At 65.6% G+C, this 26,860-nt stretch carries 27 protein-coding genes; 18 read left to right on the top strand and 9 right to left on the bottom strand.

Translation table 11 applies throughout. From position 1 onward, the window contains the following. Positions 1–48 precede the first annotated feature (48 nt). The 10 genes from ACOGJB_RS08090 (at position 49) to ACOGJB_RS08135 (ending at position 9,166) form a co-directional block, all read left to right on the top strand. A complete protein-coding gene (locus ACOGJB_RS08090) occupies positions 49–306 on the top strand; it encodes a hypothetical protein (protein WP_419840301.1) in 258 nt (85 codons plus the stop codon). Positions 307–692: 386 nt separating this feature from the next. Next, positions 693–1,175 carry a hypothetical protein gene (locus ACOGJB_RS08095; RefSeq protein ID WP_419840302.1) on the top strand — a complete coding sequence of 161 codons (483 nt, stop codon included), beginning with the start codon at positions 693–695 and terminating at the stop codon, positions 1,173–1,175. Beyond that, entirely contained in the window at positions 1,162–1,785 is a 624-nt protein-coding gene (locus tag ACOGJB_RS08100) for a DUF6036 family nucleotidyltransferase (protein WP_419840303.1), read from the top strand. Before ACOGJB_RS08095 ends, ACOGJB_RS08100 begins: the two co-directional genes overlap by 14 nt. Continuing rightward, on the top strand, positions 1,778–2,485 hold the full coding sequence (locus ACOGJB_RS08105; RefSeq protein ID WP_419840304.1) for a hypothetical protein: 708 nt from the start codon (positions 1,778–1,780) through the stop codon (positions 2,483–2,485). Before ACOGJB_RS08100 ends, ACOGJB_RS08105 begins: the two co-directional genes overlap by 8 nt. A gap of 103 nt (positions 2,486–2,588) precedes the next feature. Further along, positions 2,589–3,152, top strand: coding sequence for a hypothetical protein (locus ACOGJB_RS08110; RefSeq protein ID WP_419840305.1), 564 nt, complete (start codon positions 2,589–2,591; stop codon positions 3,150–3,152). Positions 3,153–3,187: 35 nt separating this feature from the next. Next, positions 3,188–3,691 carry a pilus assembly protein TadG-related protein gene (locus tag ACOGJB_RS08115; protein ID WP_419840306.1) on the top strand — a complete coding sequence of 168 codons (504 nt, stop codon included), beginning with the start codon at positions 3,188–3,190 and terminating at the stop codon, positions 3,689–3,691. A gap of 77 nt (positions 3,692–3,768) precedes the next feature. Next, a complete protein-coding gene (locus ACOGJB_RS08120; RefSeq protein WP_419840307.1) occupies positions 3,769–4,233 on the top strand; it encodes a pilus assembly protein TadG-related protein in 465 nt (154 codons plus the stop codon). After that, positions 4,233–5,336: a hypothetical protein gene (locus tag ACOGJB_RS08125; RefSeq protein ID WP_419840308.1), complete on the top strand. Its 1,104-nt coding sequence runs from the start codon at positions 4,233–4,235 to the stop codon at positions 5,334–5,336. Before ACOGJB_RS08120 ends, ACOGJB_RS08125 begins: the two co-directional genes overlap by 1 nt. Positions 5,337–5,457: 121 nt before the next feature. After that, the gene (locus tag ACOGJB_RS08130) at positions 5,458–8,409 is read left to right on the top strand and encodes a hypothetical protein (RefSeq protein WP_419840309.1); all 2,952 of its coding nucleotides are present in this window, start codon (positions 5,458–5,460) and stop codon (positions 8,407–8,409) included. Positions 8,410–8,638: 229 nt separating this feature from the next. Beyond that, the gene (locus ACOGJB_RS08135) at positions 8,639–9,166 is read left to right on the top strand and encodes a hypothetical protein (RefSeq protein WP_419840310.1); all 528 of its coding nucleotides are present in this window, start codon (positions 8,639–8,641) and stop codon (positions 9,164–9,166) included. A 371-nt stretch (positions 9,167–9,537) separates the two neighbouring features. Here the strand turns inward: ACOGJB_RS08135 and ACOGJB_RS08140 are convergent, their stop codons facing one another. Then, a complete protein-coding gene (locus ACOGJB_RS08140) occupies positions 9,538–10,185 on the bottom strand; it encodes a hypothetical protein (protein ID WP_419840311.1) in 648 nt (215 codons plus the stop codon). Positions 10,186–10,314: 129 nt separating this feature from the next. On the opposite strand from ACOGJB_RS08140, the gene ACOGJB_RS08145 reads away from it, so the two are divergent. From ACOGJB_RS08145 to ACOGJB_RS08160, 4 genes are all read left to right on the top strand, one after another. Then, entirely contained in the window at positions 10,315–10,671 is a 357-nt protein-coding gene (locus ACOGJB_RS08145) for a transposase (RefSeq protein WP_419840312.1), read from the top strand. Positions 10,672–10,765: 94 nt separating this feature from the next. Beyond that, entirely contained in the window at positions 10,766–11,776 is a 1,011-nt protein-coding gene (locus tag ACOGJB_RS08150; RefSeq protein WP_419840313.1) for a DNA-methyltransferase, read from the top strand. Then, entirely contained in the window at positions 11,773–12,486 is a 714-nt protein-coding gene (locus ACOGJB_RS08155) for a restriction endonuclease (RefSeq protein WP_419840314.1), read from the top strand. The genes ACOGJB_RS08150 and ACOGJB_RS08155 overlap by 4 nt, the downstream gene beginning before the upstream one ends. Continuing rightward, on the top strand, positions 12,483–12,653 hold the full coding sequence (locus ACOGJB_RS08160; RefSeq protein WP_419840315.1) for a hypothetical protein: 171 nt from the start codon (positions 12,483–12,485) through the stop codon (positions 12,651–12,653). Before ACOGJB_RS08155 ends, ACOGJB_RS08160 begins: the two co-directional genes overlap by 4 nt. Positions 12,654–12,867: 214 nt before the next feature. Here ACOGJB_RS08160 and ACOGJB_RS08165 read toward each other — a convergent pair whose 3' ends face one another. Beyond that, on the bottom strand, positions 12,868–13,908 hold the full coding sequence (locus ACOGJB_RS08165) for a nucleotidyltransferase domain-containing protein (RefSeq protein ID WP_419840316.1): 1,041 nt from the start codon (positions 13,906–13,908) through the stop codon (positions 12,868–12,870). Positions 13,909–14,228: 320 nt separating this feature from the next. Here ACOGJB_RS08165 and serC point away from each other — a divergent pair, with 320 nt between their 5' ends. Continuing rightward, positions 14,229–15,377: a phosphoserine transaminase gene (gene serC / locus ACOGJB_RS08170; protein ID WP_419840317.1), complete on the top strand. Its 1,149-nt coding sequence runs from the start codon at positions 14,229–14,231 to the stop codon at positions 15,375–15,377. Between the two features lie 30 nt (positions 15,378–15,407). On the opposite strand, the gene ACOGJB_RS08175 is transcribed toward serC, so the two are convergent. The 6 genes from ACOGJB_RS08175 to ACOGJB_RS08200 form a co-directional block, all read right to left on the bottom strand. Further along, positions 15,408–16,025: an RDD family protein gene (locus ACOGJB_RS08175; RefSeq protein ID WP_419840318.1), complete on the bottom strand. Its 618-nt coding sequence runs from the start codon at positions 16,023–16,025 to the stop codon at positions 15,408–15,410. 44 nt (positions 16,026–16,069) lie between these two features. After that, complete coding sequence (locus ACOGJB_RS08180) at positions 16,070–16,576, bottom strand: RDD family protein (protein ID WP_419840319.1); 507 nt, start codon at positions 16,574–16,576, stop codon at positions 16,070–16,072. 161 nt (positions 16,577–16,737) lie between these two features. Beyond that, positions 16,738–17,361: a YqgE/AlgH family protein gene (locus ACOGJB_RS08185; RefSeq protein ID WP_419840320.1), complete on the bottom strand. Its 624-nt coding sequence runs from the start codon at positions 17,359–17,361 to the stop codon at positions 16,738–16,740. A 132-nt stretch (positions 17,362–17,493) separates the two neighbouring features. Further along, on the bottom strand, positions 17,494–18,531 hold the full coding sequence (ilvC, locus tag ACOGJB_RS08190) for a ketol-acid reductoisomerase (protein WP_419840321.1): 1,038 nt from the start codon (positions 18,529–18,531) through the stop codon (positions 17,494–17,496). A gap of 200 nt (positions 18,532–18,731) precedes the next feature. Continuing rightward, positions 18,732–19,343: an acetolactate synthase small subunit gene (gene ilvN, locus ACOGJB_RS08195; RefSeq protein WP_419840322.1), complete on the bottom strand. Its 612-nt coding sequence runs from the start codon at positions 19,341–19,343 to the stop codon at positions 18,732–18,734. Further along, on the bottom strand, positions 19,340–21,094 hold the full coding sequence (locus ACOGJB_RS08200) for an acetolactate synthase large subunit (RefSeq protein ID WP_419840323.1): 1,755 nt from the start codon (positions 21,092–21,094) through the stop codon (positions 19,340–19,342). Before ACOGJB_RS08200 ends, ilvN begins: the two co-directional genes overlap by 4 nt. Before the next feature lie 420 nt (positions 21,095–21,514). Between ACOGJB_RS08200 and ACOGJB_RS08205 the strand changes: the two genes are divergently transcribed. Next, on the top strand, positions 21,515–22,942 hold the full coding sequence (locus tag ACOGJB_RS08205) for a PQQ-dependent sugar dehydrogenase (protein WP_419840324.1): 1,428 nt from the start codon (positions 21,515–21,517) through the stop codon (positions 22,940–22,942). A 100-nt stretch (positions 22,943–23,042) separates the two neighbouring features. Beyond that, complete coding sequence (locus ACOGJB_RS08210) at positions 23,043–24,482, top strand: MATE family efflux transporter (protein ID WP_419840325.1); 1,440 nt, start codon at positions 23,043–23,045, stop codon at positions 24,480–24,482. Positions 24,483–24,535: 53 nt separating this feature from the next. Here the strand turns inward: ACOGJB_RS08210 and ACOGJB_RS08215 are convergent, their stop codons facing one another. After that, positions 24,536–25,744, bottom strand: coding sequence for a DNA cytosine methyltransferase (locus ACOGJB_RS08215; protein WP_419840326.1), 1,209 nt, complete (start codon positions 25,742–25,744; stop codon positions 24,536–24,538). 87 nt (positions 25,745–25,831) lie between these two features. Here ACOGJB_RS08215 and ACOGJB_RS08220 point away from each other — a divergent pair, with 87 nt between their 5' ends. Continuing rightward, positions 25,832–26,734 carry a helix-turn-helix domain-containing protein gene (locus ACOGJB_RS08220; RefSeq protein ID WP_419840327.1) on the top strand — a complete coding sequence of 301 codons (903 nt, stop codon included), beginning with the start codon at positions 25,832–25,834 and terminating at the stop codon, positions 26,732–26,734. The last annotated feature ends 126 nt before the right edge of the window (positions 26,735–26,860 follow it).

The raw sequence follows: 26,860 nt of genomic DNA on the forward strand, positions 1-26,860 counted from the left end.
GTGCACGACTCCGATCTCGACGTGCATGTGCCTCCTTTGCATGCCCAGATGAAGAGATTTGTCGACACGATGGACGGATTCCATTGGCTCGCCGTTCTTCGAGATGACGAACTCGACCTGATGTTCGACGACTTGGCCGAAGTACTCAGACAATGCAACGGCTCAGAGCGGCGAGAGCGTTTGGCCTTTGTGATGTGGGATTGGCAGGCGAGTGCGTTCGTGTTTGCTGATCCCGATCTTCGCCTCAAGCTCAGCGAACCCATCGGCGATCCGCTCGGGGAATCCGTTTCGGCGCCTTTGGCCTGATCCTCGGTGGCCAAGCGAGGCGAGCGGGTCGCGCCGCCACCGGGTGCCGGCGATTGGGATCTCAAGGTCGCGGTTTCCGAAGCTGGAGACGGTTGGGAGGATCTCTGCCGTGCCGCGCCCGCGAACACGAGGGAAGCTTGGAACCGAATCACGAGCGAACCCAGACACCACAGCCATAGGCAGGCGCGGCTCAGGAAGGAACTCGCGACAAGACAGATCCGCGGAGTGGATCTTGAGCAATGGCAATACGAGGTCATGTCCGCAGGCCGTCTGTGGTACTGCATCGATTCGGAGATGCTCCGATTCGTCACGGCATCGCGTTTGCCGGATTGCAGGTCGTGCTGTGGCGACCATCATCCAGGTAGCTCCCAGTTACGATGGAATATGTGACCGCCATCACCTTGCCGATAACAGAGGCGGAGATGCCAACGGGTGCGTCGTGCTCGGCGGGGTTGATTCGCGCCTGTGATCTGCCAAGGCTGATGGCCGCTGACGACGGTCGCGGCCGCATTGTTGGCCTGCGCCAGCTCGCCAAGAACTGGGCGATAGCGGCCACTGATCAGCGGGCAGCGATGATCTCTGTTGAGCCGCGGCCGCATCGTTGGTTTCATCGGCTGACCCGCCGCCGGTTCGATCTTGCGCGAATCGCCGCTGTGGTGCGAGCACTATGCGACCGCGACGAGGTCCCGGTCCCGACGTGGGTCGGGGCGCATCGCGCCAGTCGAGCGGTGTGCCTGAATGATCGCAAGCTGACCGACTCGAGGTGGGACGCGCACATTCGCGAGATTGCGCCTGCTGCGTGCGCTGTCCACAACGTGTGGTTTGCTCCAGTCGACCTCGACGACCACCGGGTGCATGGATTCCGCTGACCCTGACGAGGAGCATCTCTTCGGAGTCGAACAGATGCTCGGCTACTTGGATGAATTGGACGACCTGCTCGGGCAGCAAGATCTCGCAGAACCGGTGCGCCTCTACATCGGTGGTGGCGCCGCCATGTCGACCATGTACAAGCAGCGCTTCACCAACGATGTCGATGTCATGTCCGAAGGCATGACTGCCGAAGTGCGAGCTGCCGCCGAGCAGGTCAGCCAACGACATGAGGGGCTGGGCAGCCGCTGGCTCAACGACGACGCGAAAGTCGTGAGAGTTAACGTTACAATGGACGAACGTCTCATCTTCGAGGGCCGCAGTCTCAGTGTATACGCCGCAGGCCCGCGCTACCTCCTCGCCGCAAAGCTCACCGCAGGTCGCCCGTCGGACGAGAACGACTGCGAAGAGCTCATCCGAAAATTGCGTATCCGAGACGAATCAGAGCTTCTCGATCTCATCGAAGAGGCGCTGCCCGCTCGGCTGCGCACGCCTGGTATGGAGTATTTCGCCATGGAGCGACTCGCGAATGCCCGCAAGGGAAAGTGGCGGCTGCGATTCAAGGAGTGGCGATCTCGGCGTGCGAGCCGAAGTGGGAGCAGCGGTGTCTGAGGCTGTTCGAGTCCGTGCTTATGATTGGATACGTGAGCAGGCTAACGCGCCGGTCGCGGAATACGTGATGTCGCGCCTGAGCGCTGTGCCCGCAGCAGATCTGGCCGCCCAGGCCGACGCGGCGCGCGTGGACGGCCACGTCGACCGCCTCGTCGAACTGCGAGAAGCCGAACTCGAGGCACGCGAGGCCGAACGCAAGGAATTGGGACGCCGTGAGTGGATAATCGCTCTCGCGCTGGGGGCAGAGGTCGCGGTGCTGTTCGCTGTCGCCGCAGCGGCCACGGATTGGCTGCGCGGCTGGAACTGGGGCTCACAGACTGTGACCGGATCGTCTGCTTCCGATGACGCAGCGGGCGATGCTGCTCGCCTGGGCGCTTCGGCAGAATCCCGACCGTCCACAGAGTCCGTGAGCACTACAGTGGCACCCAAGATGCTTTCCGTGCAGAATCGCAAGTCGGACCGCTCCGAGCGCGAAGCCGAGTCCTGCCGTTCCGTTGTCGACCTCGACAACGGCGCACGCAGGTACCTCGCGCAGCACTCATCGGGCATGCAAGAGCCGGCGGATGTCGCGCGGATGTTGCGGGTGAACCCTGACGTGGTGCTGATGGGCGATCCGGCGGAGCGCGCTGTCGAGTCTGAGGCGTTGCGCCGGTTCGGCTCGATGGAGGCGGTGGTCCGCTTTGGAGACCAGCGCGCCTAGCCCGTCGGGGCCCCAGCTACGCCGTCACACGGCGACCGTGAGCCGCCCTCGGATGCGGCCAGCGATGCCCGCCACACAGCCGCTGCGTCGGCGCGAAGGCAGGGTGGCTGCGCGTTGTGACGAACCGGGCGAGGTGTCCCTCCGCTACGGCGGCCCGCTGGCCCCACCGAGCAGGGTGGCTCGGCGCTGCGACGAGCGGGGCGAGGTGTTCCCGGTGGCGATCCTGTTCGGCGGCGTGCTGCTGACCGTGCTGCTCGCGCTGCACATGACGCTGTTCTCGCTGGCCCGCACTGCGGCCAGCTCAGCGGCCGAACTGGGCCTGGCCGCCGCGCAGGGCACCCAGCCGGGCGTTTGGCCCGATCTCGCCGACCCTCCGTCGGACTGTGCGCCGTGGACCGACCCGGTGTCGGGCGATCGGGTGGCGCCGGGGAACTTCCGGGAGTGCGCAGGCATACTCGCCGCATGGGAGGCCATGGCGGCCAACGACGCCATGGTGTCCCATGCACGCCAGCCCGACGTGTTTGTGAACGAAGACCTCGGCGTGGTGCGGGTGGTCACCTATGGAGCGGTCCGCTCCCCGGTGTTCGGCTTCATGGAAGTCCGCGGAGTTGCCTGCGGCCCGCTCGACCAGACGCTCCACGGCGGCCCCTCGGCGGCGCGATGCTGAGCCGGCTGGCCGCCGCAGGCACCCGGCGTCGCCGCATGGACCAGACGGGCTCTGGCACCGCCATCGGCGTGGCGGTGATCTACCCGATGCTGATCGTGGTGATTGTGGCATTGAACGCCGTCATCTCCGCCAGCCGCACCGAGCATTCCCTCCAAGCAGCCGCCGACCGGGCAGCGCGCTCCGCATCGCTGTGCTGCGAGCTGGTCGACGACGCCCGGGACACAGCCCGGCGCAGCCTGTCTGCCGACTTCTTGCAGTGCGTCAACGACGCCGCCGAAGAGTCCGAGATCGACTTCTTCGATGTCAGCGGCAGCCGGATGCTGCCAACTCCCATCCCGAAAGACGCTTCCGACAAAGGCGAACCCAAGGTCGAACGGCTTCGTGTGCCGCCGGCGGGCACCGTGCAGGTGCATGTGACGTGCACGCTGTCGGCGGGCGCTTGGGGCCGCATGTTCGCCGGCCCCGCAGGCGTGCAGCGGCACGCCGTCGGCCAAGCCATCGTCGATCCGTACCGCTCCCGGCTCATCCCGGTCCAATGAGCACTGCAAGCGCCCGGCGCCGACGCACTGCACCTAAGGCCAACGCCGGTCGGCGCCTGCACACCCTCAAGTGCGCCATGAGGGGCGGCGACGAGCGCGGCGACTTCGCGATCTTCATCGCGGTGATCGCGGCGGCGCTGCTGCTGTTCGGCAGCATCGCCTATGACGCCCCGCGGCTGATGACGGCGCGCCAGCACGCCGTCCACGCCGCCAACGAGGCAGCGCGTGCGGCTGCGGCCACCATTGCGGCCGGAGGCACGCTCAGCGACAGCCGAGATGTGGCCGACTTCGTGCTCAGCAGCAGGCTGTCGCCGTACGGCGCGACCATCAGTCGCCTCGGCAACCTGCACTGCGTCGGCAATCGGGTGGAGGTGGCCGTCTCGACTTGGTATTCGAACCGCTCGCCGCTGGGAGTGTTCCGCGAGCGGCAGCCCATCACCGCGCGTGGCGCGGCCGAGGCGGTGCTTACCGGCCCCGACGGGCAGCCCACAGCGCTGCGGCATCTGCCCGAGTGCCCGCTGGTGAGCGCAGGCGGGCCGTGATGACTGCGAGGCGCCGGGTGACTGCGCTCGCGGCGGGCGCGGTGATGCTGTGCTTGACGGCTGCCTGCACCAGCACCGCTGCGGGCCTTGACGGTTCGCACAACGGCGCCGCCGCACAGGTGCCAGGCGATTCGCTCGCGGCGGCCGGCACGCAGGAGGCCCAACGGCCGCTGGTCGTGGAGGCGCCACGGGCCTCAGGCGCTGCCTGGCTCGACGCCGCCGCCGATCCGCGCACACCCCAAGGCGCAGCGCGGGCACGCCACCTGCCGCGCTGGACGCCGGATCTCGACGGCGCGTTCCCGCCAGCGGTGTGCGGCAGCTCGTGGGAGCTCGACGCCATCGCCGAGCCGGCACACGACATCGACATCGGCGCCTACGGAGACCCCGCCGCCATGGCTGCGCTGGCAGTCATGCGATATGAGCACCTGCTGTCGCGCGCCATGGCCGCGCCCAGTGCCCTGGCGCAGCTGTGCGTCGCGGTCGCCTCAGTCGACCCCGCCCGCCGTGAGGCACTCGCCGACATCGCGCCGCTGATCGACCGTGCGCCCGCCCCCGGCGCAGACACCAGCGGCGCAGACCTGCCGGTCGTGCTCGACTTGCTCGAGGCGCCATGTGCGCCTGAGGATCGCCGGGAGGGCCGTGGCACAGGCGCATCGGCCGCTGCGAGTGTCGACTGCGTCACGAGCATCCCCACGACGGTTCTGGTGATCGCCCTCGGACCCTCGGCGGGGCTGGCTGCGGCGTGCATCCCGGCTCAGCCCCCCAGCGGTGACCCGGCGACGACCGAGGCAGATCCCGGCGACCCTGAGCCGTCCGGTGCGCTGCCCGCTGTGCTGCGGGCCTATGAGCTCGTGCCGGCTCGGGGCATCGAGGATGCCGTGATCGACATTTCCTACCGGGTGGCCCGCACCAGCGAGCGGCCCGCTGCCGACTGCTCGAGCATGGCAGCATGGGCGGCCGAGTGGGACCGGCAGGTCCACGAGTGGCTCGCGGAGGGCCAGGTGTGGCAGCCCATGAGCACAGCGGTCACGCTCGAGCAGCTGTGCGGTGCCCGAGACGAGCCTGACGTCGGCGAATGCCCTGCGGACTGGGGCGCTCCATGAGGCGGCGCGCGCAGCGAGGGCTGCAACCGGTACCGACACCGCGGCGTGCCCCGCAGACTGCGAGGTAGCGTCGGCTGTGAGACGCGAACACGCCGCCCAGCAGCGAACGAGGGGGAGCGCCATGGCCAGAAGGCTGATCGGTGCGCTGATCGCAGTGACGCTGGTGCTGTCGCCTTGGGAGTCCGGTCTGCTGCCCGAGCCGCTGCATCGTCTCGGCGCGGCGCCTGCGCAGGCACAGCAGCCCGGCCCGGCAGTCGTCGACGGCAATGCGCAGCCCTGCGAGATCTCGCAGGACGACCAGCGGCCGGGGCCGGGGCCGGGGCAGTACAGACCGAAGTGGACGCTGTACGACAAGGGAATGTACGGCGGTCTGACGCCCGATGAGCTCAATAAGCAGTCGCCGCTGTGCTGGGTGAAGACCCACCCGCCGTGTCCGTGGAACCCCGTGGGCGATGGTTTCATGGAACTGCTCGAGGACGGAAGGGACCTATGCAATGCGGGGGCCACAAACAACAACGCACCTGACTGGGTCACGGCGTGCCTTCGGGTAAATGCAGACGGCTATCGGGTCGACGACGACGCCAAACCGGTCAACAACGACGGCAGTCCGGCTCAGGACGGCAACCCCACCGAACGCTTCGTGAAGAACCCCAGCGATACAGGCATTTCGGGGTTCGTGAACCACTACGAGGTGATAGACGGGGAGCCGACCTGCACGCTCCTGTTTCCGCCGGACTGCAGGACAGAGTCCCCCCGTGATCAGTCCCGGTGGCAGGGGCCGGGGCTGTACAGAGTCAGCCGCGATGCGTGCCGGGGCTACATGCGCCGCACATGGGACTGCCCGACGACGCATCCGGTCGCGTTGAACCAATTCAACCGGTGCGGTGGCAGATCGACAGTCAACACGTCGTCAGGCCACCCGGCCTGCGACCAGAATTCGCCGGTGGCCGTCATCGACTGCGAGGATTACGTCGGCGCGGATTTCGTGGCAAACCCGGCCGCGACCGCGTGCGAGGAGTTCGACCAACGCCACCACATGGCGCACCCCACCGCCGAGCCGCCGCTCGACACCTTCTTCGCGGCGGCGAACGCTCACTGGTGTACCTATGGGGTCATGCACGTGCACCTCAAGTGCGAACGCAGCAATCCGTCAGATCCCGACTGCGACCCGCAGCGCACAGCAGTGTGCATCATGCGTTCGAGCGACATCGGCGGCTGCGACGGCGTGGCCCACCGGATGATCTGCAGCGACTTGCAGGCCGCCTACGAGACCGCTCGCGGACAGTCGCCGCTCGACCAACTCGCCGTCGAGCGGACCTTGCGACGGCTGCGGGAGAACGATTGCAGACCCTGCGTCTTCCTGCCGTTCAGCGACGCGCCGGTCTGCAACCCGCACGGTCTCGCACCGACACCGGTACCGAGCGCGATCGGCAAAGCGACAGCCGGCGATGTCAGAGTCGAAGCCGTCGACTTCCAACTCTTCGCTTGGGACCTCGACCCAAAGAATCGCGGAGCGGAAGCCAACCGCAGGTATTACTTCGTGGATGATTCGGCGATATTTGCGAGATTTGCCCGGATGAGCTACACCGACCACAGCCTATGCAATCATTGGCGCAAACAGATGGAAAAAGACATGAAGAATGGGCGCCGACCTGACTATTCCAAGTACCCGAGCAATGATCCAACCGATCCCACGTTCAGATATCACACCCTGCACGACGAATGCAAGCAGCTTCTCTGCAGCAGCCCTACGGTAGGTCGCGTCGACTGGAGATCGGAACACATGTCTGGTTTGGCCGTCATCGGCACGCCGCTCATCATGACTATCGACGATATCCCGCTGAGAACGCAGACAATCAGATTTGTCGACCGGAACATACCGGGAGGCAATAAAATTGACAATCACGGAAGCGGCGAATTTTCCACATTGAAACCTGAAAAGCGCAAGTTCTTAGTCCGATACGATCCCGTCACCGGCAGCGAGCCGTTGTTGTTCACCCGCGAGGTGTCTGACATCAGCGAACCATCTCATAGCATCAATGACGCCTACAGCAACCGAGTCGAGTGCAGCTTGCGTGATCCGACTAACGGTCAACGCGCCGGCGACAAACGCAGGAATGTCGAGAATGTTTCGTGGTACGACGATGGCGACATACCCGAGTTCGGTCTTCTCATCACTGAACTCTGGCCAGACATCGATGCTGCCGAGATCGAGCGACTCTTCGGCGGAGATTCCCTTGCGTGGTGGGCAAATATGCTAGAGCCCGACAGGCGAAGGGCTTCCGAAGCACGGGGCTATGTCTACATTGACATGGATGCGTCCAGCGAAGCTGAGGTAACTGCAGAACGCAGTCGACGCAATTGGGTACGGATCGAAGAGATACCGTGCGAGGGCACTGTGCCAAGATCCCAAGCTTCGAGTGCCCTGAGATGCCGCTGGACGCCGAGACGATCCGGATTTTACTCAGTGCAGGCCGCAGGCGTCTGGCGGCTCCGTATCCATGAATTCGAACAATTCGTTAAGAATCCGAACGGCGGGGAACGGTTGCGATTGCTCGAACCAGACGAGCGAGCGTCATTGGACAGACTCCTTGCCTACGATGGTTCGGATAAGGACACGGACGGACTAGATCTGGACGATATGTGCAGTCCTAGCAGTGAGCTGGAACGTAGCCGAGATCGAGACTGCTTGATTAAAAACTTGGAATGGATGCTCGACTATAAACCACCCGATATAGCCCCCGGCATGACAGACGAGCAGAAGAAATTCATACGTGACCAGATACAACTCATACGTGAGACAGTTCTCGCTCCAGCGGCGGGGCTCAGGAGTGATTTCAAGGGACTGCTTGACGCCACCGAGAGCACCCCTCCGGACCCTTGGGGACGAAACTGTCTGACCTTGAGGGACTTCCGATACACATGCCACCCTTATGATCCGGTCGGCAAAACGTCCGCGACCGCTGCCACAGAACCTTCGGGGCGCGCCGCCGGTTACACCACCAGCGAGCCGGTCGGCGTCATGGTTCACGGCGCCCAAGTCGTCACCCGCCGCCCAGTGGGCAGCCCGTGAGCGAACCGAGCCAGGCGCCATGGTGACGCCGGGCCGATCCGCGGCGCAGACGGCCTGTTCGGCGGTGACGGCGGACGGTTTGGCCTGAGGACGCCTCGTCCGGGCCGGCGCCACGCAAGGCGGCGAAATTGGTTTGGAGGGTGCGTCGGGGTGTGCCTATGTTGCCGGATGGCGGGCCGGACGTGGGTGCGGTCCAGCATCAGGAGGCGCTGTGGCTACCATCGGCACTGTGTCAGGTGACGCCGACGCGGAGGTGTCGCAGGGACCCGTCGGGTCTGGCGGGGCGGATGCCCGTTTCGGGTCGGCAGGTCGCGGTGTCGGGTTGCGGCAGCGTTCGCTGTTGGTGCCGGTGCTGTCCACGGTGGTGGGGGCGCTGGTTGCGGGGGTGTTCGTGTTCGCAGCGCTGGGCTTTGCCACATTGCGCAACGACATCAAGTCTCTCGACACCAAGATCGACACCAAGATCAATGCCCTGGACACCAAGATCGATGCCCTGGACACCAAGATCGACACCGAGATCAATGCCTTGGGCGCCCAGATGGATGCCCTGGACACCAAGATCGACACCAAGATCAATGCCCTGGACACCAAGATCGACACCAAGATCAATGCTCTGGACACCAAGTTCGACACCAAGATCAATGCCTTGGGCGCCCAGATGGATGCCCGGTTCGCGGAGGTCGGCTTGGTGCTGCTTGACCACACCGACCGGCTGGCTCGCATCGAGGCGATCTACGCAAACCACACGCACCCGTAGGCTTTGAGGCCCCGCACGGGCAGACGCATCACCGCGCCGCGCAACCGCCCAATAAAAGGTGGAGTCATCGCCGAGCGCAGGACCGGACCGTAACCCCCTGGCTGGAGGCCCCGGCAGCTCGCCCTGAGCTGTGATCAGCCCGAGGTGGGCCGCTGCGCTGGTCGCGGCGCGCGCCATCGAGAACAGCGTCATGTGCGGCGCCATCAGCACCGTCAGCAGCACACCGCCGAACAGGATCGCGACCGGGAAGACCTCGCCTCGCTCGTCGCAGCGCCGACGGGTGAGCCCTTCCGTTGTCGCACCTGTCGTTCCCAAGCCCTTGTTCGCTGTCGCTCACAGCCCAGGCTCGGGCCACGGCTTTGCCTATCGGATCAGAGCTGAGGGTGCGTGTGAGCGTGGTCGTTGTGGACTGCTTCGATGCGGGCGAGCCGGTCGGTGTGGTCAAGCAAAACGGTGTCGATCCGCACCAAGCGCTCGTCGACCTGGACGATTCGTCCGTCGATCTGAGCGAAACGCTCGTCGACCTGAGCGAGCCGCTCGTCGATCTGAGCGAAGCGCTGGTCGACCTGGGCGAAGCGCTCGTCGATCTGATCGAATCGCTCGTCGACTTGGGCGAATCGCTCGTCGACTTGGGCGAAGCGCTCGTCGACTTGGGCGAAGCGCTCGTCGACTTGGGCGAAACCTGCTTCCATCTGGTCGCGAAGCAGGTCGACGTCGGTGCGCACACCGGCGATTTCGTCGGTGATCTTTCGGTCGAGATCGGTGCGGACGTTCGCGATGTCGCTGCGCAGGACGTTGAAACCGACAGCGGCGATGCTGAACACGCCGATGATGAGCGCTCCGATGACGGTTGCGAGCACGGGCGCCAAGGCGGAGCGCTGCTGCGCCCCAGACGCAGCGTCGGCGTGCGCTGGCGCGGTCTGCGTTCGGCCCGGGCGCGCAGCGGGTGCTGCGGTCTCGTCGGCGTCCGGCTCGGCAGCGTCGTCGGTGTCGCCGGTCATGGTTGCGATGGTAGTCAAGGCGCCTCCCTCGATTGGCCTGCCCGCCGACGGGCACGGTGCCAGATGACCGTGCACGGGAAGGTAGGCGCTTCGCTGCGCTGCGGCCAAGCCGATTTCGGTGTCACACCCTCTTGCCATCATGGGGACATGGCGAAGAACGCTCCCGGCAAGCACTACCGCAAGGGACTCACTCTCACCGCGCTGTTCGAGATGTTCCCTGACGACAAGACCGCTGAGGCATGGTTCGCCGCGAAGCGGTGGGGTGGCGACATCACCTGCCCGCGTTGTGGGCACGATGACGTGCAGACGGGAGCGGCGCACAAGACGATGCCGTACCGCTGCCGCGGGAAGGATTGCCGCAAGCGATTCAGCGTCAAGACCGGCACCGAACAGCAGATGGCGACCGTCGCCGCAGGCATGGACGGGAAGCGGCTGACCTACGCCGATCTGACCGCCGATGTGGTTGGCGCCGTTGCCGAGGCTGACCGTTCCGAGCCGTGGTAGGGCCGACATAATCCCGCCGATCTCGGAGTTCTGTAGCTATGTCCACTACCGTTGCGCCTATGGCGCACGCACTCGATCTCATGCGGAGCGCACCATGAACGCCACGACAGAACGCAAGCTCGCACTGCGAGCCGCGGTGAATGAATGGATCGGCGGCAGCTTCCCGGAACACCGAATGCTGCTCAGCCACGACGCACCCGTGTACGAACCGCAGGCTGACGCGTGGTCGGTGAAGCTCACCACGAAGCGCAACGGCGTGCCTGCGGTGCATCTCGGCTCACTGCTGGTAGCCCATGACGCGTCGATCATCGAAGCGCCCGTGCCCGCCAACGTGCTCGCACGTCTGCCCGACCATGCCACGCCTGAGACGCCCCGAGATGCTGTAATCGGCGACTGGTACGCGTTCCACTGCGGTGACGGCATCGAGGCAGCCGCAGCCATGCCGGACCGCAGCATTGACCTGCTGCTCACTGACCCGCCCTATGGCATCTCGAAGCGGTACACCTGCGAAACCCAGGTACCGCGTCGTCTCCGCAATGACGGCTCTGACTTCATCATGCCCAAGGGCCACTTCGGTGACTGGGACGAAGCAATCGACCCCCACGCGTGGACATCGGTAGTGCTGCCCAAGGTCGCAGGATGGGCGGTCACGTTCTGCGCGCAAGCACAGATCGGCACCTACTGCGACATCTTCACCGAGCACGGACTGGTAGCGGTCGGGCCGATGGTGTGGCAGAAGACCAACCCGGTGCCGTTCAACCACAAGTACAAGCCCGTCAACGCGTGGGAGGCTGTCGTGGTCGGCAAGCGGCCCAGCACGCCGTTCAACGGCGAGATGGTGCACAACGTGTTCGTTCACAAGTCGCCGTCACCGCAGCAGCGCATCCACCCCACACAGAAACCGCTCCCGCTGGTAGCCGAGTTCGTGGACCTGTTCAGCGAGCCGAACGGTCTGGTGTTCGACCCGTTCGCCGGATCAGCCACAACCGTCATCGCTGCACGTCAGCACGGCCGTCGCGGCATCGGCTACGAACTCGACCCGATGCTGTTCGCGCTCGCCGCTGAGCGTGTCGACGCCGAGCTTGGCAAGATGTCGCTTCTGTGACCACCCTTGCCGAGTACGAGGCGACATTCGACACGTCCACGAAAGTGTGGATGGTGTTCTGTGTGCTGCGTGACCATCGGTGGCACTGTCGCCAATGCGAGTACGGGCACGTCGCCAGCACGCAACTAGCGGGCGGTGCTGGCATTCAGGGCTTGCAACGCGGCACCGGCTCACGACCCGGCTTGGATATCGAGAGCGGCGACCACCTGTGCACGAACTGTGGACAAACCACCCGTCAGGACCGCTGGCAGGGCAACTTCACGCCTGCGATCCCAAGCGCGTCGATGCCTGCCAGTTTCGTTCGCCGCGCTGTCACGCTGCTGGGTTCCCGCGACATCGTGGAACTCACCGACCGGCCCACAGGCCAGCTCACTGTCGATCACAAGCTGCCCATGATGCGGTGGAACACCGCGGAGCAGCAGGCACAGACCGACTTCGCCAACATGAGCGACCAAGACATCCGCGACCGATTCCAACTGCTCAAGAAATCGAACGGCAGCGTCAGCCACAACCTGCTCAAATCGCGGGCCTGTGAGCGTTGCTACAAGACCGGCAACCGTGGCGAGCCGTTCGGCATCCGGTTCTTCTATGCCGGTAACGGCAAGTGGGCACCTGCGGTGCAAGACGACCCGTCAGGCTGTGATGGCTGCGGCTGGTATGACTTCGACGCGTGGCGCACAGCGCTGAACAAGACACTGCGAGGAACATGATGGGCGCCGATCCGCGTATCTGGGATGGCTCCTATGAGCCGACTCAAGCTGCGTTAGAGGAACCGGTCCGGCTTGAAGGTGTGCACGACTATGACCTCGACGAAGCCGTGGGGCGCATTCTCAGCTACAAACCGCCGCCTGATGGGACATGGCCTGATGACGGCTAGCCCAGCGGTTTGGCACTATCCCGTATAACCCCCCTCAATTGGCCTGCCCGCCGACGGGCACGGTGCCAGATGACCGTGCATGGGAAGGTAGGCGCTTTGCTGCGCTGCGGCCAAGCCGATTTCGCGCAGCGAGGCGGCAATGGCTGTGCTTCGTGGCCGGCCTCACCGACCACGCATCAATAGTCCGCCCATACACCGCCGGTGACAGCCGGCCTCAGTGGGCCGTACTGCGTCTCCCCACCGCAGGCGACGGCGAGACGCCGTCCAGCGGGCGCCCGGTCACCGGGTCGCGGGCAGCGAGCGCCGCCCGTGCGATGCGCACCTGCGCGGCGCACACGGCGACCCGTTCGTCGGCAGTGTCGGCGCCTTCGTCGAGCAGACGCCGCAGCGTGACATCAGCGGCAGTGACTGCGGCGGGGGCAAGCAGCCTGACGAGATGCTCGGTCTTGTCGGATGTGGCCTGCGGCAAAGCCGACGGGTAGGCGCCGCCTATGCGCCAGCTCGACACATCGTCGTACGCTTCCCGGCTCGGCCGCATCGTGTTCGCCTCCAGCGGAGCGAGCGCGTCCACGAGAGCACCCGGCAGTGCCCCTGCCCGCTCGACCAGCCTCGCGACGCTGTGAGTCCGCTCCGAAGCGATACCGCTGGCCGCCCACCATGCCTTGAGCGCGTTCTCTATCGTCATCGACGCAGCGGCGCACAGACTGCGCAATCGCATCGCCCGAGCCAACGCGACGACCTGTTCATCGCCTTCGTGAGTCGGCGTCTCGCCGTCGCGCAGACGGCACGCCGCAGTCATCTCCGCGAGCGACTGGCACATGTCGGCGAGCCGTTCGACGGCTTCGCCCAGGTTGCTGTCGGGCATGCCGATCTCCTTGCCCCATCGCACCGCGTCGGGCCGCGGCTCGCGTTCGAAAAGCAGCTGCTGGCGCGCAGCGACGCTCGCCTCGAACGACGAACTCACCTCGGCAGTGCGGCGACGCCACTCGGGCCAGTCGGTGACATGCACATCCACCGGCACCCCCGCAGCAGCAGCGCACTTGGCTTCGAGCCTCCACCGGCGCGGATACCGCTCGGCGTAGTCGATGTCGTCGAACACAGCCACTACATCGATGTCGCTGCCCTCGCGTGCTGTGCCCGCAGCCACCGACCCGTACAGCAGCACTGCCGAAACGCCCTCTTCGGCGAGCGCATCAGCAGCAGCACGCGCCTGCCCAATCGTCGGGACAACGAGCGTGTCGCCGCGAACGGCCATCACCCCAGACTAGGCGGCAGTCTCAAAAGCCGGTGGGCACGGTGCTGGAGTCCAGGATGCCGGCCAAGGGCAGCCGCCGAGACTCGCTCAGCCGGCGCGGGCCGATCCAGGGCGGCTCGGCCTTCGCCGAGGCATCAGGCATCGCTTCACGTATTGCAGTGAACGCCGGCTGGTTGCTGCAGCCGCTGGCGGTGTGTAGCGCGGCGTGAGTGCGAAGACTCGAGTCAGACCTGCACCCGTCGGGAATGCACTTTCATAATGAGTGCGAATGCTCAAAATGTGGTTGTCGGCGGCGGAGCCGGGCGCAATAGTGGCAGCCAATGGCTAGCACTCCCGCATCGATTTCGATTCCCGCTGAACTGCGACCCGCCGACGGGCGCTTCGGCTCAGGTCCGTCCAAGGTTCGACCCGAGGCCGTCAAGGCGCTCCAAGCTCGTGCGGTCGACTACCTGGGCACGTCGCATCGCCGCACCGGCGTGCGCTCAGTGGTGGGCCGGCTGCGGGCGGCGATGGCCGAGCTGTTCGGACTCGGCGACGGCTGGGAGGTGGTGCTGGGCAATGGCGGCAGCACCGGCTTCTGGGATGCTGCGGCCTTCTCGCTCGTCGAGCGCCGCGCCCAGCACCTGACATTCGGCGAGTTTTCGGAGAAGTTCTCCGCCGTGACCGCTGCCGCACCGCACTTGCGCGACCCGATGGTGATCACGGCGCCGTATGGCACGCACCCCGTGCCTGAGCCCGCCGATCCAGCCGACATCGACGTGTACGCGCTGACGCACAACGAGACGTCGACCGGCGTGTGCATGCCGCTGGTGCAGCCGCAGCTGAGCCCGTCCCGGCAGGGCGACGCCCCGAGCCTCGTCATGGTCGACGCCACGTCGGCCGCCGGAGCGATGCCGTGGGATCCCGCCGATGTCGACTGTTACTACTTCGCACCCCAAAAGGCTTTCGCCGCCGACGGCGGACTGTTCATCGCTGCGTGCTCCCCGGCCACCATTGAGCGCATCGAACGCATCGATGCGGGGGGCCGGTACAAGCCGGCCACGCTCGACTTGGCGATCGCAGCCCGCAATTCCCGCCAGGATCAGACCTACAACACCCCGGCACTCGCGACGATCCTGCTGACCCTCGAGACCGCCGAATGGATGCTCGACGGCGGCGGGCTCGGCTGGGCCGCATCCCGGTCGGCAGCTTCCAGCGGCATCGTGTACGGCTGGGCGGCGGCGCGAGAGTTCGCCTCGCCCTTCGTGACCGATGCCGCGATGCGCTCCCCCGTCGTGTGCACCGTCGACTTCGAGGGCGTCAGCGCCGACGACATTGCGGCGGCACTGCGGGCCAACGACATCGTCGACACCGAGGGCTACCGCAAGCTGGGCCGCAACCAGCTGCGCATCGCCGCATTCCCGGCGATCGACCCGGCCGACGCCGAGGCCCTCACCGCCTGCATCGACTACATCGTCGAGCGGCTCTGAAGCCGCTGCCAGCAGCCCAGGCGCGCGGCACTAACGCCGCAGCCCGTACCTCGGTGGAGCGGGAGCGGGTCGAGGCCGCCCGCTGCGCCTGTTGTCGCGATATGACGCGACGACCAAGGTCCGCGCGGCCTTGTCGTGCCAGCCCCGGTAGCACGGTTCATGACCGATCGTCAGAACGCACAGCAGGTAGAAAACCACGCCGGGGATCTGGACATAGGGAATAGAGACCGGCAGCGTCAGCACGGCCCAACGGCCGAGCGACTTGCTCAAACCGGGCGCTGTGCCGGTCGAGGCATTCACCACCTTGATCCCCACGATTCGTTTGCCCAATGTCTGACCCCATCTCGCTGTCGGCGCGACTTCGTAGATGAAGGCCATGAGCACCCCCGACAGCAGTGCTCCGAACTCGGTCAACAAGATCCCTCCGAGATTCGTGAGGGTCTCGCCTCCATTGGGGACAAAGGCATCACGACCTCGGACAATGGCCCAGATGGCAGTCGGCGGGATCGCGACAATCAAGAAATCGAGAATGCGAGCGCCGAGGCGCTCCACTGGCTGAGCTAACTGAACGGTTTGGCCCGAGGCGAGCAGTGCCCAGCCGGTTTGGGGTTGCTCGCTCAGCCCCGACGGCCCGTGGACATCGCTCACCGGCTGACCCCGAGAGGTTTCGCTGCCATGAGCTCAGGCTCGGTTCAGGTCTTGATGACCAGCGTGCCCGCGACCTTGTCGTGCCAGCCTTGATACACGCGGTCCCACGTCAAGCTCACGTAGCACAGCAGCGACAGGAGCCAGCCGACAATCGGGATGACGCCGACCACACCGGGGATCGCCCAGCGGCCGATTGCCTTGCCCCCACCCGGCGTCCCGCCGTGCACGGCATTGATCACCTTGATGCCCGTCATGCGCTTGCCGATGGTCTGGCCCCACACGGCAATCTGGGGGACCTCGTAGCTGATGCCGACGACCAACCCAATGAGAGTAAATCCGAGGGTGCCGATACCCGAACCGTCGCCCACATCGCCACCCGCCAACGCGATGAACAGCACCACGTAGAGAACCACCTCGATGAGGCTGTCGAGTATTCGAGCGCCGAGACGGCGAATCGGCCGGGCCAGCTCGACTGTCTCGCCGGACCCCAGTTCGGCCCAGCCGGTCCGCCTGCTTCCGTCGTATGACGCGGGCTCACCGCTTTCGCTCATGGGAGGCCTCCGCTGTGATCGTGTCCAACCGTTCCGTCGTCGAACCTAGCGCGCCGCCGATTGGACCATGTCGAGCGGCGCACCCCAGCGGTAAACCGACAGACTGGAGCACGCGTTGGCCGCCCACGGCCATGATGCCCGTGGCTCGCAGGCCCCACGCGCTAGTTCAGAGCGGGATCGTCCGGGTAGCGGGCAAGCAGTCGTGCCGGCGGAGACTGGCGCTCCAGGACGTCGTACCAGAGCGTGTCGGCGTCGCCAGTCAGGTCGCCGGGCGTCGAGTCGAACACCCACCAGCATCCGGCTTGCAGTTCGCCTCGCAACTGGCCCGGTCCCCATCCGGCGTGGCCGCCATAGATCCTGACGGCGACGACAGCGGCATCGAGTTCGGACGGATCGGCGGTGAGATCGACCAGCCCGACCTCGCCGTTCACGGTGCGCCAGACGCCGCCAGCTTCGGTCGACTCGGCGCGGGAGCCTTCAGGTGACTGCCGTGCGCCTGCCGACCGGCCGGCGGTCGCCCCGAGCGCCAGCAGGCCCTGCGGCTCAACCGGCCCGCCGAGCCCGACTGCAGACTCGTTCGTGAAACGTGACGCCCAGCGCGGCACCGCCGAAGTGCACGGAATGTCGGAATCGCGGTTGATGACGACCCCCAACGTGCCTGCCTGCTGATGCTCGATCACGAAGACGACCGTGCGGTCGAAATTCGGATCCACGAGGCGCGGCGTCGCCACGAGCAGGTCACCCGCAGCAGGCACCCGCACCGGAGTCACGACGACTTCGACCACGCCCCGATTCTGCCACCGTGTCGGGCCGACTCGGGCACCCCTGGAGCCGCGATCGAACGGCGATCTGCTCCATCTGGATCGTTCGGCTTCAACCGACGGAACGTGCACGTGGCGGCAGTTCCCGCCGTTCTCTCAGGAAACGGCGCCGCCGGATGCCGCTGTGACGTCCTGGCGGCCAGCGGTGATCCACGGCATCATCGCCCGCAGCTCCGCGCCAACCTGCTCGATGGGGTGCTGGCGGCCTTCTTCGACCATGCGCCGGTAGTTCGGCAGCCCGTTGCGGTTCTCATCGATCCATTCGCGAGCGAAGCTGCCGTCCTGGATCTCGGCCAGGATGCGCTTCATCTCAGCGCGGGTCTCGTCGGTGATGATCCGAGAGCCGCGGGTCATGTCGCCGTACTCGGCGGTGGTCGAGATCGAGTAGCGCATGCCCGAGATGCCGGCCTCGTAGATGAAGTCGACGATCAGCTTCACCTCATGCAGCGTCTCGAAGTACGCCGACTCGGGTTGGTAGCCGGCTTCCACCAGGGTCTCGTAACCGGCCCGGATCAACTCGGTCAAGCCGCCGCAGAGCACCACCTGCTCGCCGAACAGGTCGGTCTCGGTCTCCTCGGCGAAGGTGGTCGTCAGCACGCCGCCCCGAGTGCCGCCGATGCCCTTCGCGTAGGCCAGCGCGTCCGCGAGCGCGTTCCCGCTGGCGTCCTGGTGAATCGCCACGAGCGCCGGCACGCCGCCGCCCTCGACGTAGGTTCGCCGGACGTTGTGGCCGGGACCCTTGGGGGCGATCATCCATACGTCCACGTCGGCGGGTGGGCTGATCTGGCCGAAGTGGATGTTGAAGCCGTGCGAGAACGCAATGGCGTTGCCGGGCTGCAGGTTCGGTGCAATCGACGCGTCGTAAATGGCGGCCTGGTCGGTGTCGGGCAGCGCCATCATGATGATGTCGGCTTCGGCGGCCGCGCCTGCCACGTCGTTGACCCGCAAGCCCTCAGCCTCGGCCTTGGCGCGAGACGATGAGCCCTCACGCAGCCCAACGACGACATCCACGCCGCTGTCTCGCAGGTTCAGGGCATGGGCGTGACCCTGGGAGCCGTAGCCCATCACCGCCACGGTGCGGTCGGCGAGTTGGCCGATGTCGGCGTCTTGGTCGTAGTAGATGGTGGCGGGCATCGATTTCGCTCCTCAAAGTTGTTCAGATCGCCGGAGTTTGCCGGAACTTGATGGGCTTGACTCTGGGCGTGACGCTCGGAGCGTCGCGCTCGTGACTAGTGCCGTGTCAGCAAACGTTTGCGTGGTTGCACCACCAGCTCGGTCGAGCGCACTGGGAACTCCGGCGCAGCGTCGCACATCGAAGGTTCCCTGGCACGGCACTAGCTCGTGATGCCAACAGCAGGCTCGTCGGCATCGAGTGCCCGAAGCGCTATGCGGCCGGTGCGCTGGAGCACATGCAGGCCGAACGGGCGCAACTGGCGCTCGCACCGGTCGAGCCGGTCCGGATGGGCGCTGACGCTGACGATCGCCTCGTCGTCGGTGTGATCGAGCACCTCACCGCCGTACTCGGAGATGACATCGACAACCGCAGCGAGATCGACCGCCCCGACGCGGGCGAGCATCAGCTCGCGTTCCATCGAGTCGGACGGGTGCAGCTCGCTGATGTGGATCACGTTGATGAGCTTGTCGAGCTGCTTCGCGATCTGGGTGACGTCGGTGTTGTGGACGTCGACGACAATGGTGATGCGGCTGTAGGCGGGGTCGTCGGTGGGCGCGACCGCGAGTGAGAAGATGTTGAAGCCTCGGCGGCTGAACAGCCCGGCGATGCGCGCCAGCACGCCGAACTTGTTCTCCACGATGGCCGCGAAGATGTGGAGATCGGGTTCCCGCGGTTGGCCCGCGCCCGCGCTGCTGCTCTGCGCGCCGCTCACGACGGGCCGGTCGCCTTGTGCGCCGCTCGCGCCGGCGCTGCTGCTCTGCGGGCTGCTCATGACGGCGCCGTACCCTTCAATGCGGCGTCGGCGTCGCCCTCTGGGCCCAGGATGATGTCGTCGTTCGATCCGCCGGCGGGCACCATCGGGTACACCTTCTCCTCGGTGTCGACCCGGAAGTCGATCACCACGGGCCGGTCATTGATCGAGTTCGCCTTCGTGATCGCGGGCGCGACTTCCTCGGCCGACTCCACCCGGATGCCCGTACAGCCCATGGCCTCGGCCCAGCCCACGTAGTCGGGATGATCAGCGCTGAGGTACACCTCGCTGTAGCGCTCTGCGTAGAAGAGCTCCTGCCACTGGCGCACCATGCCCAGGTAGGCGTTGTTCAAGATGGCCACCTTCACCGGGATGTTCTCGGCGCTTGCGGAGATGAGCTCCTGCGCCGTCATCTGGAAACAGCCGTCGCCGTCCACGGCCCACACGGTTCGGTCGGGCTGGCCCACCTTGGCGCCGATGGCGGCGGGCACTGCGAAACCCATCGTGCCGAGGCCGCCTGAGTTGACCCAGGTGTAGGGGTAGTCGAACTTCCAGAACTGGCTCGCCCACATCTGGTGCTGCCCCACGCCGGCCACCACGATCGTGTCGTCGGGAGTGTGGTCACGCAGCTGCTCCACCACGTACTGCGGCTTCAGCGGATGGCCGCTCGACGGTTGGTCGTATTGCAGCGGGTACTGCTCCTGCCAGCCCGAGATCGTCGACTTCCACGCCGATCGATCGGCCATTGCGTCGGTGGCATCGCCGCCGTCCGCGGGTCGCAGCGCAGCGATCAGCGCCTCGACGGCCAAACGGGCATCGCCGACGATAGCCACTTCGGGCACACGCACCTTGCCGTGCTCGGCGGGATCGATGTCGACATGGATGACCTTGGCCTCGGGGGCGAAGTGCGCCGGATTGCCAGTGACCCTGTCGTCAAAGCGCGCCCCGAGATTGATGAGCAGATCCGCCTGCTGCATGGCCGTCACCGCCGAGTAGTTGCCGTGCATGCCGGGCATGCCGAGACACAGGCGGTGACGGTCGGGGAACACGCCGCGGGCCATCAGCGTGGTGACCACATGGATGTCGCACATCTCTGCGAGTTCCCGCAGCGCTTCCGCGGCACGGGCCTTCAGCAGACCGCCTCCCGCGTAGATCACCGGCCGCCGGGCTGCCCGGATCAGTTCCGCCGCCTCGGCGATAGCGGCTGGATCGACCCCGCTGCGGGGCCGGTATCCGGGCAGCTCCACGCCGTCGGGCCAATACCAGGTCATCATCTCGTTGCTGACGTCCTTGGGCAGGTCGATCAGCACGGGGCCAGGTCGCCCAGTTGTTGCGATGTGAAACGCCTCGGCCACGATGCGCGGGATGTCAGCGGCCTCGGTGACCAGGTAGTTGTGCTTGGTGACCGCCATGGTGATGCCCGTGGTGTCGCACTCCTGGAACGCATCCGAGCCGATCGCCGACATGGCCACCTGACCGGTCACCACGACCATCGGGATCGAGTCCATGAAGGCGTCGCAGAGCGGCGTCACGATGTTCGTGGCTGCTGGTCCGCTCGTGACCATGGCAACCCCGGGTTTGCCGGTGACATGCGCGTATCCCTGCGCCATGTGGCCGGCGCCCTGTTCATGACGAACGAGGACATGGCGGATCGACGAGTCCAGCACCGGGTCGTACACGGGCAGAATCGCCCCGCCGGGCAGGCCGAACATGACCTCGACGCCACTCATCTCCAGGCTTCGCATCAACGCCTGAGCGCCGGTGAGCTCCATGAAGTTTCTCCTGCCCTGCTACTTGGAATGGTCGGTTCGTGAATTGACTGTGCCCATAAATGACTGTGCCTCCCGAGCGGGAGGCAGGGCGAGCGCGTCAAGACGGGCTCGCCTAGGTGAGTACCCCTACAACCTCGTTGCCGCTCACGGCCTCGGCCGGGCAGCCAAGCGTGTCTGCTGGCGCGCGCATCGGTTCATTCTGTCGTGCCGTCCCCGCAGCCACAACTCGACATGAGCGCGCACACGGCACGAGAAGCTGAGCCGACGGGCGATGCCGTGATCCGAACGGCCTGTGAGCCCGTCGTGAATCGAAGCGGGCACAGCAGCGGGAGGCAGCAGGCGACTCGACGACAAGGCCCATCTGTCCGCGCGTTGTCCCGCGCGGACGGCCATGCCGCCGAGCAGGCGTACATTGGCCGGGTGCAGGGCGGACGGTGGTTCAGCATTGCGGCCTGCACGGTGGCGATGGCCGCTGGCGCAATGGCGGCCGGGTGCTCGGATATGGCGACTGGCAACGACGCCGCTCCCGCAGTCGGAAGCCCTGACGATGGCACCGGCCCAGTGGCCTCGGCGCCTGCCACGACCCTCCCGCTCACGCAGACCCCGCAGTACGTGGCGTCGAACACTCCCTGCCCTGCCGGTCTTCCTGAGCTCGGTGCCGTGCCGCTCAGCGAGGCGGCGCCCGGACGTGCCGTCACGCTCGTGCCCTACATCGATCTCGCCGAAGCGACGGTGATGGTCTTCGACATCGCTTCGGTGGGCGGCAGCGATTCCAGCGCCGACGGGCCAGATGCTGGCGAATCGGGCGCCGGCGACCCGGACGACGACGGCACACCAGGCGGCGGCTTCGTGGGCGACAGGAGGGGTCGGATCTGGCGATTTGCGCCCAACACGGCTGACCAAGTGGGCAGCAGCTTCGGTGCCGCCGTCAGCACCGAGCCGGTTGCCGACTTCTCCTCGAACACAGCCGCCGAGCACGATCAGGGCCTGGTGGGCATGACGCTGGGACCCAACGGACGTCTGTGGATCAACCGCACCGACCGGCACGGTTCCAGCGTTCTCACGGTGCTCACACCGACCGCTGATCGCACAGCGCTGGAAGGCGGCTACGCCGATGTGCTGGAGGTGTCCCAGACCAATGCGCAGCACAACGGCGGCGATCTGCTGTTCGACGAGAGCGGGCTGCTCTACGTGTCGTTCGGCGACGGCGGGGGCCTCGGCGATCCCCGCCGTCACGGCCAGGATCTCACGACGCCGTTGGGCGCCGTGCTGCGGTTCGCCGTCGACACCGCCGACAGCGACGATCCCGGCGACTGGCGGCTCGCTCCAGCACCGGGCAACCCCGACCTTGGACCCCGCAGCGACCCTCACATCTGGGTGTACGGCGCACGCAACCCGTTTCGCATGTCGTTCGACGAGCCGACCGGCACGTTGTGGGTCTCCGACGTGGGACAGCAGTGCATCGAAGAGGTCAATGCGCTCGCCCTCGACGAGGGCGGCGCCAACCTGGGTTGGAACTCCTACGAGGGAAGCCGGAGATTCGTCGGCGACGAGCTCGCCGACCACCGGCCACCCGATCTCGAGTACCGGCACGGACGGGGCCTGTGCGCAGTGATCGGAGGCCACGTCTACCGGGGCAGCGAATTGGAATGGCTGGAGGGCCGGTACGTATTCGCCGATCTCTGCGGGGGCGACATCTACGCGGCAGCAGTTTCACCTGGCACCGAGCCCGACGACGTCTGGCATCTGGGCGTGAGCACGCCACGGCCCGTCGGGTTTGCGGCGGATGCTGAGGGGGAGCTCTATGTCATCGACATGGAAACCGGCGTGTGGCGCCTGACCGGCTGATGCCCAACACGGCGCCGTTCGCATTCTTGAGCACCGCAGGGTCGTCACCGGTGCGCCGACCGGCGATTCGTTTGGCGTCGACGCGCGGCGATTCCCGCTCATGGTCCACTTGGCCGGCCGAGGCAGCGGTGTATGCAGGCGGCTCGACGCGCTGTGCTCGCAACTCGGCTTCGCCGTGCTCACCGGCCGGCTGGACTACAGCTTCGCCAGCAGGCTCGGCCTCGTAGCAGTGTTCCGGCGCACGGCCTATGACCGGGAGATTCTGCTGCTGGCTGTTCCGGCGTTCGGCGCGCTGATAGCCGAGCCGCTGTATGTCGTCACCGACACGGCGATCGTGGGCAGGCTGGGAACGCCCGAACTGGCGGGGCTTGCGATCGCGTCGGCCATCCTGCTGAGCGCCCACGCAGCGTTGATCTTCCTGGCGTACGGCACGACGGGCTTGGTGGGGCGGCTGGTCGGCGCCGGCTCGCCGCAGAGAGCCGCCGAACAAGGCATCGCCGGCATGTGGCTTTCGGTCGGTTTGGGCATCGCCGTCAGCCTGGGCATGTGGGCCGGCTCGGGATGGCTCGTGGGCCTGTTCGACCCGACTCCCGAAGTCGCCGATCTGGCGCTCACCTACTTACGGATCAGCCTCATCGGCTTCACTGCACTGTTGGCGGCAATGGCCGCTACCGGCTACCTGCGGGGCGCGCAGGACACGATCACACCCCTCATCGTGGCGGTGGCGTCCGCTATCGCAAATCTCCTCATCGAGCTGGTGCTGGTGTTCGAGCTCGACATGGGCATCGCCGGCTCGGCATGGTCGACCGTCATCGCCCAATGGGCAGCGGCAATCGCCTTCGCCTTCGCCGTACGCCGCCGCACGCGGGCTGTCGGCGCCTCGTTGCGGCTCGTTGCGGCTGCAGCCCGCCGTTATGCCCGTGTCGGGCTGCAGATGTTCGCTCGCACCAGTGCGCTGCGGGGCTCGTTCGTGCTGGCGGCCGTGTTTGCCTCGCGCATCGGGACCACCGAGGTGGCATCGCACCAGATCGGCGCCGAGATCTGGGCGCTGCTGGCCCTGGCGCTCGATGCGGTCGCCATCGCGGGCCAGGCCATGGTGGCCAAGGAACTGGGCGCCGGCCGGCCCGAGGTGGCTCGCGCAGCCAGCGTCCGGATGATCGGCATGAGCCTTCAGCTCAGCGTCGTGTTCGGTCTGGTGCTCGTTGTGCTGCGCGGGCCGCTGGCATCGATCTTCAGCACTGACCCCGACGTGGTCTCCCTCGGCGGATTCATCCTGCTGTTCGTGGCTGCCATGCAACCGGTCAATGCCGCCGCGTTCGCCTTCGACGGCATCTTCATCGGCGCCGGCGACCTGGGCTTTCTGGCACGGGCGATGATCGGCGCTGCAACGGGCTTCGCAATCGTCGGCGGGACGGTGCGCCTGCTGGACTTCGGAATCGGATGGCTCTGGGCGGCCCTCATCGCGTTCATGTGTTTTCGCGTCGCACCGCAGTGGATCCGCTTCCGAGGCGACGCATGGCTCCGCACGGGCGAGGGCTGAACACGCGTGTATCGGACTACCTAGAGTTCAAACAATAGTCCCTTGCGACTCCGTCAAGCCGCATCTTCACGACCCGCGGCGTATCCGGCGTCTACGCCGAACATCTGCTGCACAGACTCCGCAATTGCCCGCCCGAGCAGCGGCGGAACCGCGTTGCCGATCTGTTTTGCGATCTTGGTTCTGTTGCCTGCGAACTTGAAGTCGTCGTCAAATGACTGAAGCCTCGCGCCTTCACGAATCGTTAATGCACGATCCTGATATGGATGAATGCACTTATTTGATGCAGGATGAACAAAATTCACAGTAATTGTGACAGCGGGCTCATGCGGTTCGAGCCGTGAATAACATGACGAGAATCCAGAAGTGATCAGGTATTCCGGCACAGAACTGATATTGGAGCCAGAATGTTTGATGATCTCTAGCATCCGGCTGGAGTGAGCAGTAGCCACATGCCATTCGAGCTGTGTAGAGCGCAATCGTCGCTGCTCCTGATACATAGTTAGAGGCTGGCAAGAATACGTATCGACTTGCTCGCCCGCTGACAAGCGAGGAAGGTCACCAATTGCCTCCATCACCGTCACGGCCCGCGGAAGATCTGCGATGTGATCTTCGAAGAGCGACACTATGCCGCCGTTCTCGGCAGGCGCCAGTATTCGATGCCGTTCGCGTAATCCAATGGTCCGAAAAATGCCTGCGTGAGTGGGCTGCGGGAATTTGAGAGTCACGCCTTCCTGAGCCCCAATTAAGATGAGACGTTCGCGCTTCTGAGGTACTCCGAAATGTGCTGCGTTAAGCACTCTCCAGTCCACATCGTAGCCAAGATCGGAGAAGCATTTCTCAATCTGCTCTATGGTCGTACCATTCTTATAGGTAGCGAGGCCTACAACATTCTCCATGACAAATACAGCCGGTCGAAAATAGTTGACATACGCTGCGAACTCTTCAAACAAGCTGTTGCGAGGGTCGTCCTCGGTCATCGAGCGAAATGGCCTGATCGACGAGAAGCCTTGGCACGGTGGGCCTCCGACGATGACATCAACCTCACCTCGCGCTAGGCCAGTCCGCTCAGCAACGACACCGAGTCGCACCTGCCGGATGTCGTCAATGAACGTCACGGCTCGAGGATGATTCAAGCGGAAGGTTTCGATGGCCTCGGGGAGCACGTCAATGCCATACACGACCTCGAAGGCTCCCGTGTCCTCGAAGCCCTTCGAGAAACCTCCGGTGCCAGAGAACAGATCCATGATCTTGAGCGGGGCCATTGCGCCTACCTTGCCACCGAGTCGTCGCGGGTCGGCGAGACTATAGTCTCGCCGAATCCGGTGTGGGTGGACTTAGGCTCGACCATTGTGACACCCAGTGCTGACGACGAGGAGGCCGAGACTGCCCGCGCCGTTGCGCGCGCAGTCGGCACCGTGGTGAGCAGCCTGCGCGATCAGCGAGGCTGGTCGCTGGCCGAACTTGCAGACGAGGCTGGAAAGCACCGCACCCACCTCGGTCTCGTCGAGCGCGGTGAGCGCCATGTGAGTGTCGAGTCGGCGTATCGGCTCGCCAGGGCGCTGGGATTGTCACTGACTGAACTCGTCAACATGGCCGAAACGAACGCGGCCGGTGGAGACCTGCCCGTTCGCCTTCCAGCACGAACGCCCCCGCCGGATGCAACGCGCAATGCCGACAGTGTCAGCACTGCGTCCGGACTCGACGAGGCATGGATTGTGGGGGCGATCACGAACACCTACCGAAGGTTGGATCTGATCGACGAGCAGTTGATCAACGCCGGCACCCAACCGCTCGCAGAGATCATCGAGCTCGCAAGCCTCTCCGCCATGATCGGCAATCTCCTGCGCTCAGCCCTCGCGGATGCGTCGGAGGGGGGATACCGAAGCAATGATCCGCACAAGTATCCCGATCTCGTATCCGAGTCAGATCGAGGGTCAGACCTGGAGATCAAGGTCGCGCTTGAAACAAACATGCCCAAGGGTCATCTGCCAAAGCCGGGCCAGCACCTCATTTTCCGCTACGTGCTCGGCGGCCGCCGAGGGGAGTATGTCCGCGGCCAGCGAGGCAGCGTCGTATGGATCTGGGAGGCGCGCCTCGGCAACCTCAGTGCCATCGACTTCGCTGAATCGAACACTGCGGGCGATTCCGGCAAGACCGCCGTCATCAGAGCGCGCGTCCTTGACGAGATGGCGTGCGTCTACTACGACCGTCGCTTCTTGCCATACGCGAGACCTCGCGCCGGGCACGAGTGAGGTTCACGACTGCCGTGTTTGGCGCCTGCCGCCTGCCATCTCGGGCTTCACGCATCTTGCCCGAAAATGCATCGGCTGCGGATTCGCGGGACGACCCACTGGAGCAAAGCGATACCGTGCACGCGT

It is taken from the genome of Candidatus Poriferisodalis sp., from assembly GCF_965208895.1.
Taxonomy (GTDB): domain Bacteria; phylum Actinomycetota; class Acidimicrobiia; order Acidimicrobiales; family Poriferisodalaceae; genus Poriferisodalis.

Excerpts from the sequence above, each read along its gene's own strand:
- ACOGJB_RS08090 (WP_419840301.1), top strand. The coding sequence starts at position 49 with ATGAAGAGATTTGTCGACACGATGGACGGATTCCATTGGCTCGCCGTT.
- ACOGJB_RS08100 (WP_419840303.1), top strand. The coding sequence starts at position 1,162 with ATGGATTCCGCTGACCCTGACGAGGAGCATCTCTTCGGAGTCGAACAG.
- ACOGJB_RS08115 (WP_419840306.1), top strand. The coding sequence starts at position 3,188 with ATGGACCAGACGGGCTCTGGCACCGCCATCGGCGTGGCGGTGATCTAC.
- ACOGJB_RS08120 (WP_419840307.1), top strand. The coding sequence starts at position 3,769 with ATGAGGGGCGGCGACGAGCGCGGCGACTTCGCGATCTTCATCGCGGTG.
- ACOGJB_RS08125 (WP_419840308.1), top strand. The coding sequence starts at position 4,233 with ATGACTGCGAGGCGCCGGGTGACTGCGCTCGCGGCGGGCGCGGTGATG.
- ACOGJB_RS08130 (WP_419840309.1), top strand. The coding sequence starts at position 5,458 with ATGGCCAGAAGGCTGATCGGTGCGCTGATCGCAGTGACGCTGGTGCTG.
- ACOGJB_RS08145 (WP_419840312.1), top strand. The coding sequence starts at position 10,315 with ATGGCGAAGAACGCTCCCGGCAAGCACTACCGCAAGGGACTCACTCTC.
- ACOGJB_RS08150 (WP_419840313.1), top strand. The coding sequence starts at position 10,766 with ATGAACGCCACGACAGAACGCAAGCTCGCACTGCGAGCCGCGGTGAAT.
- ACOGJB_RS08160 (WP_419840315.1), top strand. The coding sequence starts at position 12,483 with ATGATGGGCGCCGATCCGCGTATCTGGGATGGCTCCTATGAGCCGACT.
- ACOGJB_RS08165 (WP_419840316.1), bottom strand. The coding sequence starts at position 13,908 with ATGGCCGTTCGCGGCGACACGCTCGTTGTCCCGACGATTGGGCAGGCG.
- serC (WP_419840317.1), top strand. The coding sequence starts at position 14,229 with ATGGCTAGCACTCCCGCATCGATTTCGATTCCCGCTGAACTGCGACCC.
- ACOGJB_RS08180 (WP_419840319.1), bottom strand. The coding sequence starts at position 16,576 with ATGAGCGAAAGCGGTGAGCCCGCGTCATACGACGGAAGCAGGCGGACC.
- ilvC (WP_419840321.1), bottom strand. The coding sequence starts at position 18,531 with ATGCCCGCCACCATCTACTACGACCAAGACGCCGACATCGGCCAACTC.
- ilvN (WP_419840322.1), bottom strand. The coding sequence starts at position 19,343 with ATGAGCAGCCCGCAGAGCAGCAGCGCCGGCGCGAGCGGCGCACAAGGC.
- ACOGJB_RS08200 (WP_419840323.1), bottom strand. The coding sequence starts at position 21,094 with ATGGAGCTCACCGGCGCTCAGGCGTTGATGCGAAGCCTGGAGATGAGT.
- ACOGJB_RS08210 (WP_419840325.1), top strand. The coding sequence starts at position 23,043 with ATGGTCCACTTGGCCGGCCGAGGCAGCGGTGTATGCAGGCGGCTCGAC.
- ACOGJB_RS08215 (WP_419840326.1), bottom strand. The coding sequence starts at position 25,744 with ATGGCCCCGCTCAAGATCATGGATCTGTTCTCTGGCACCGGAGGTTTC.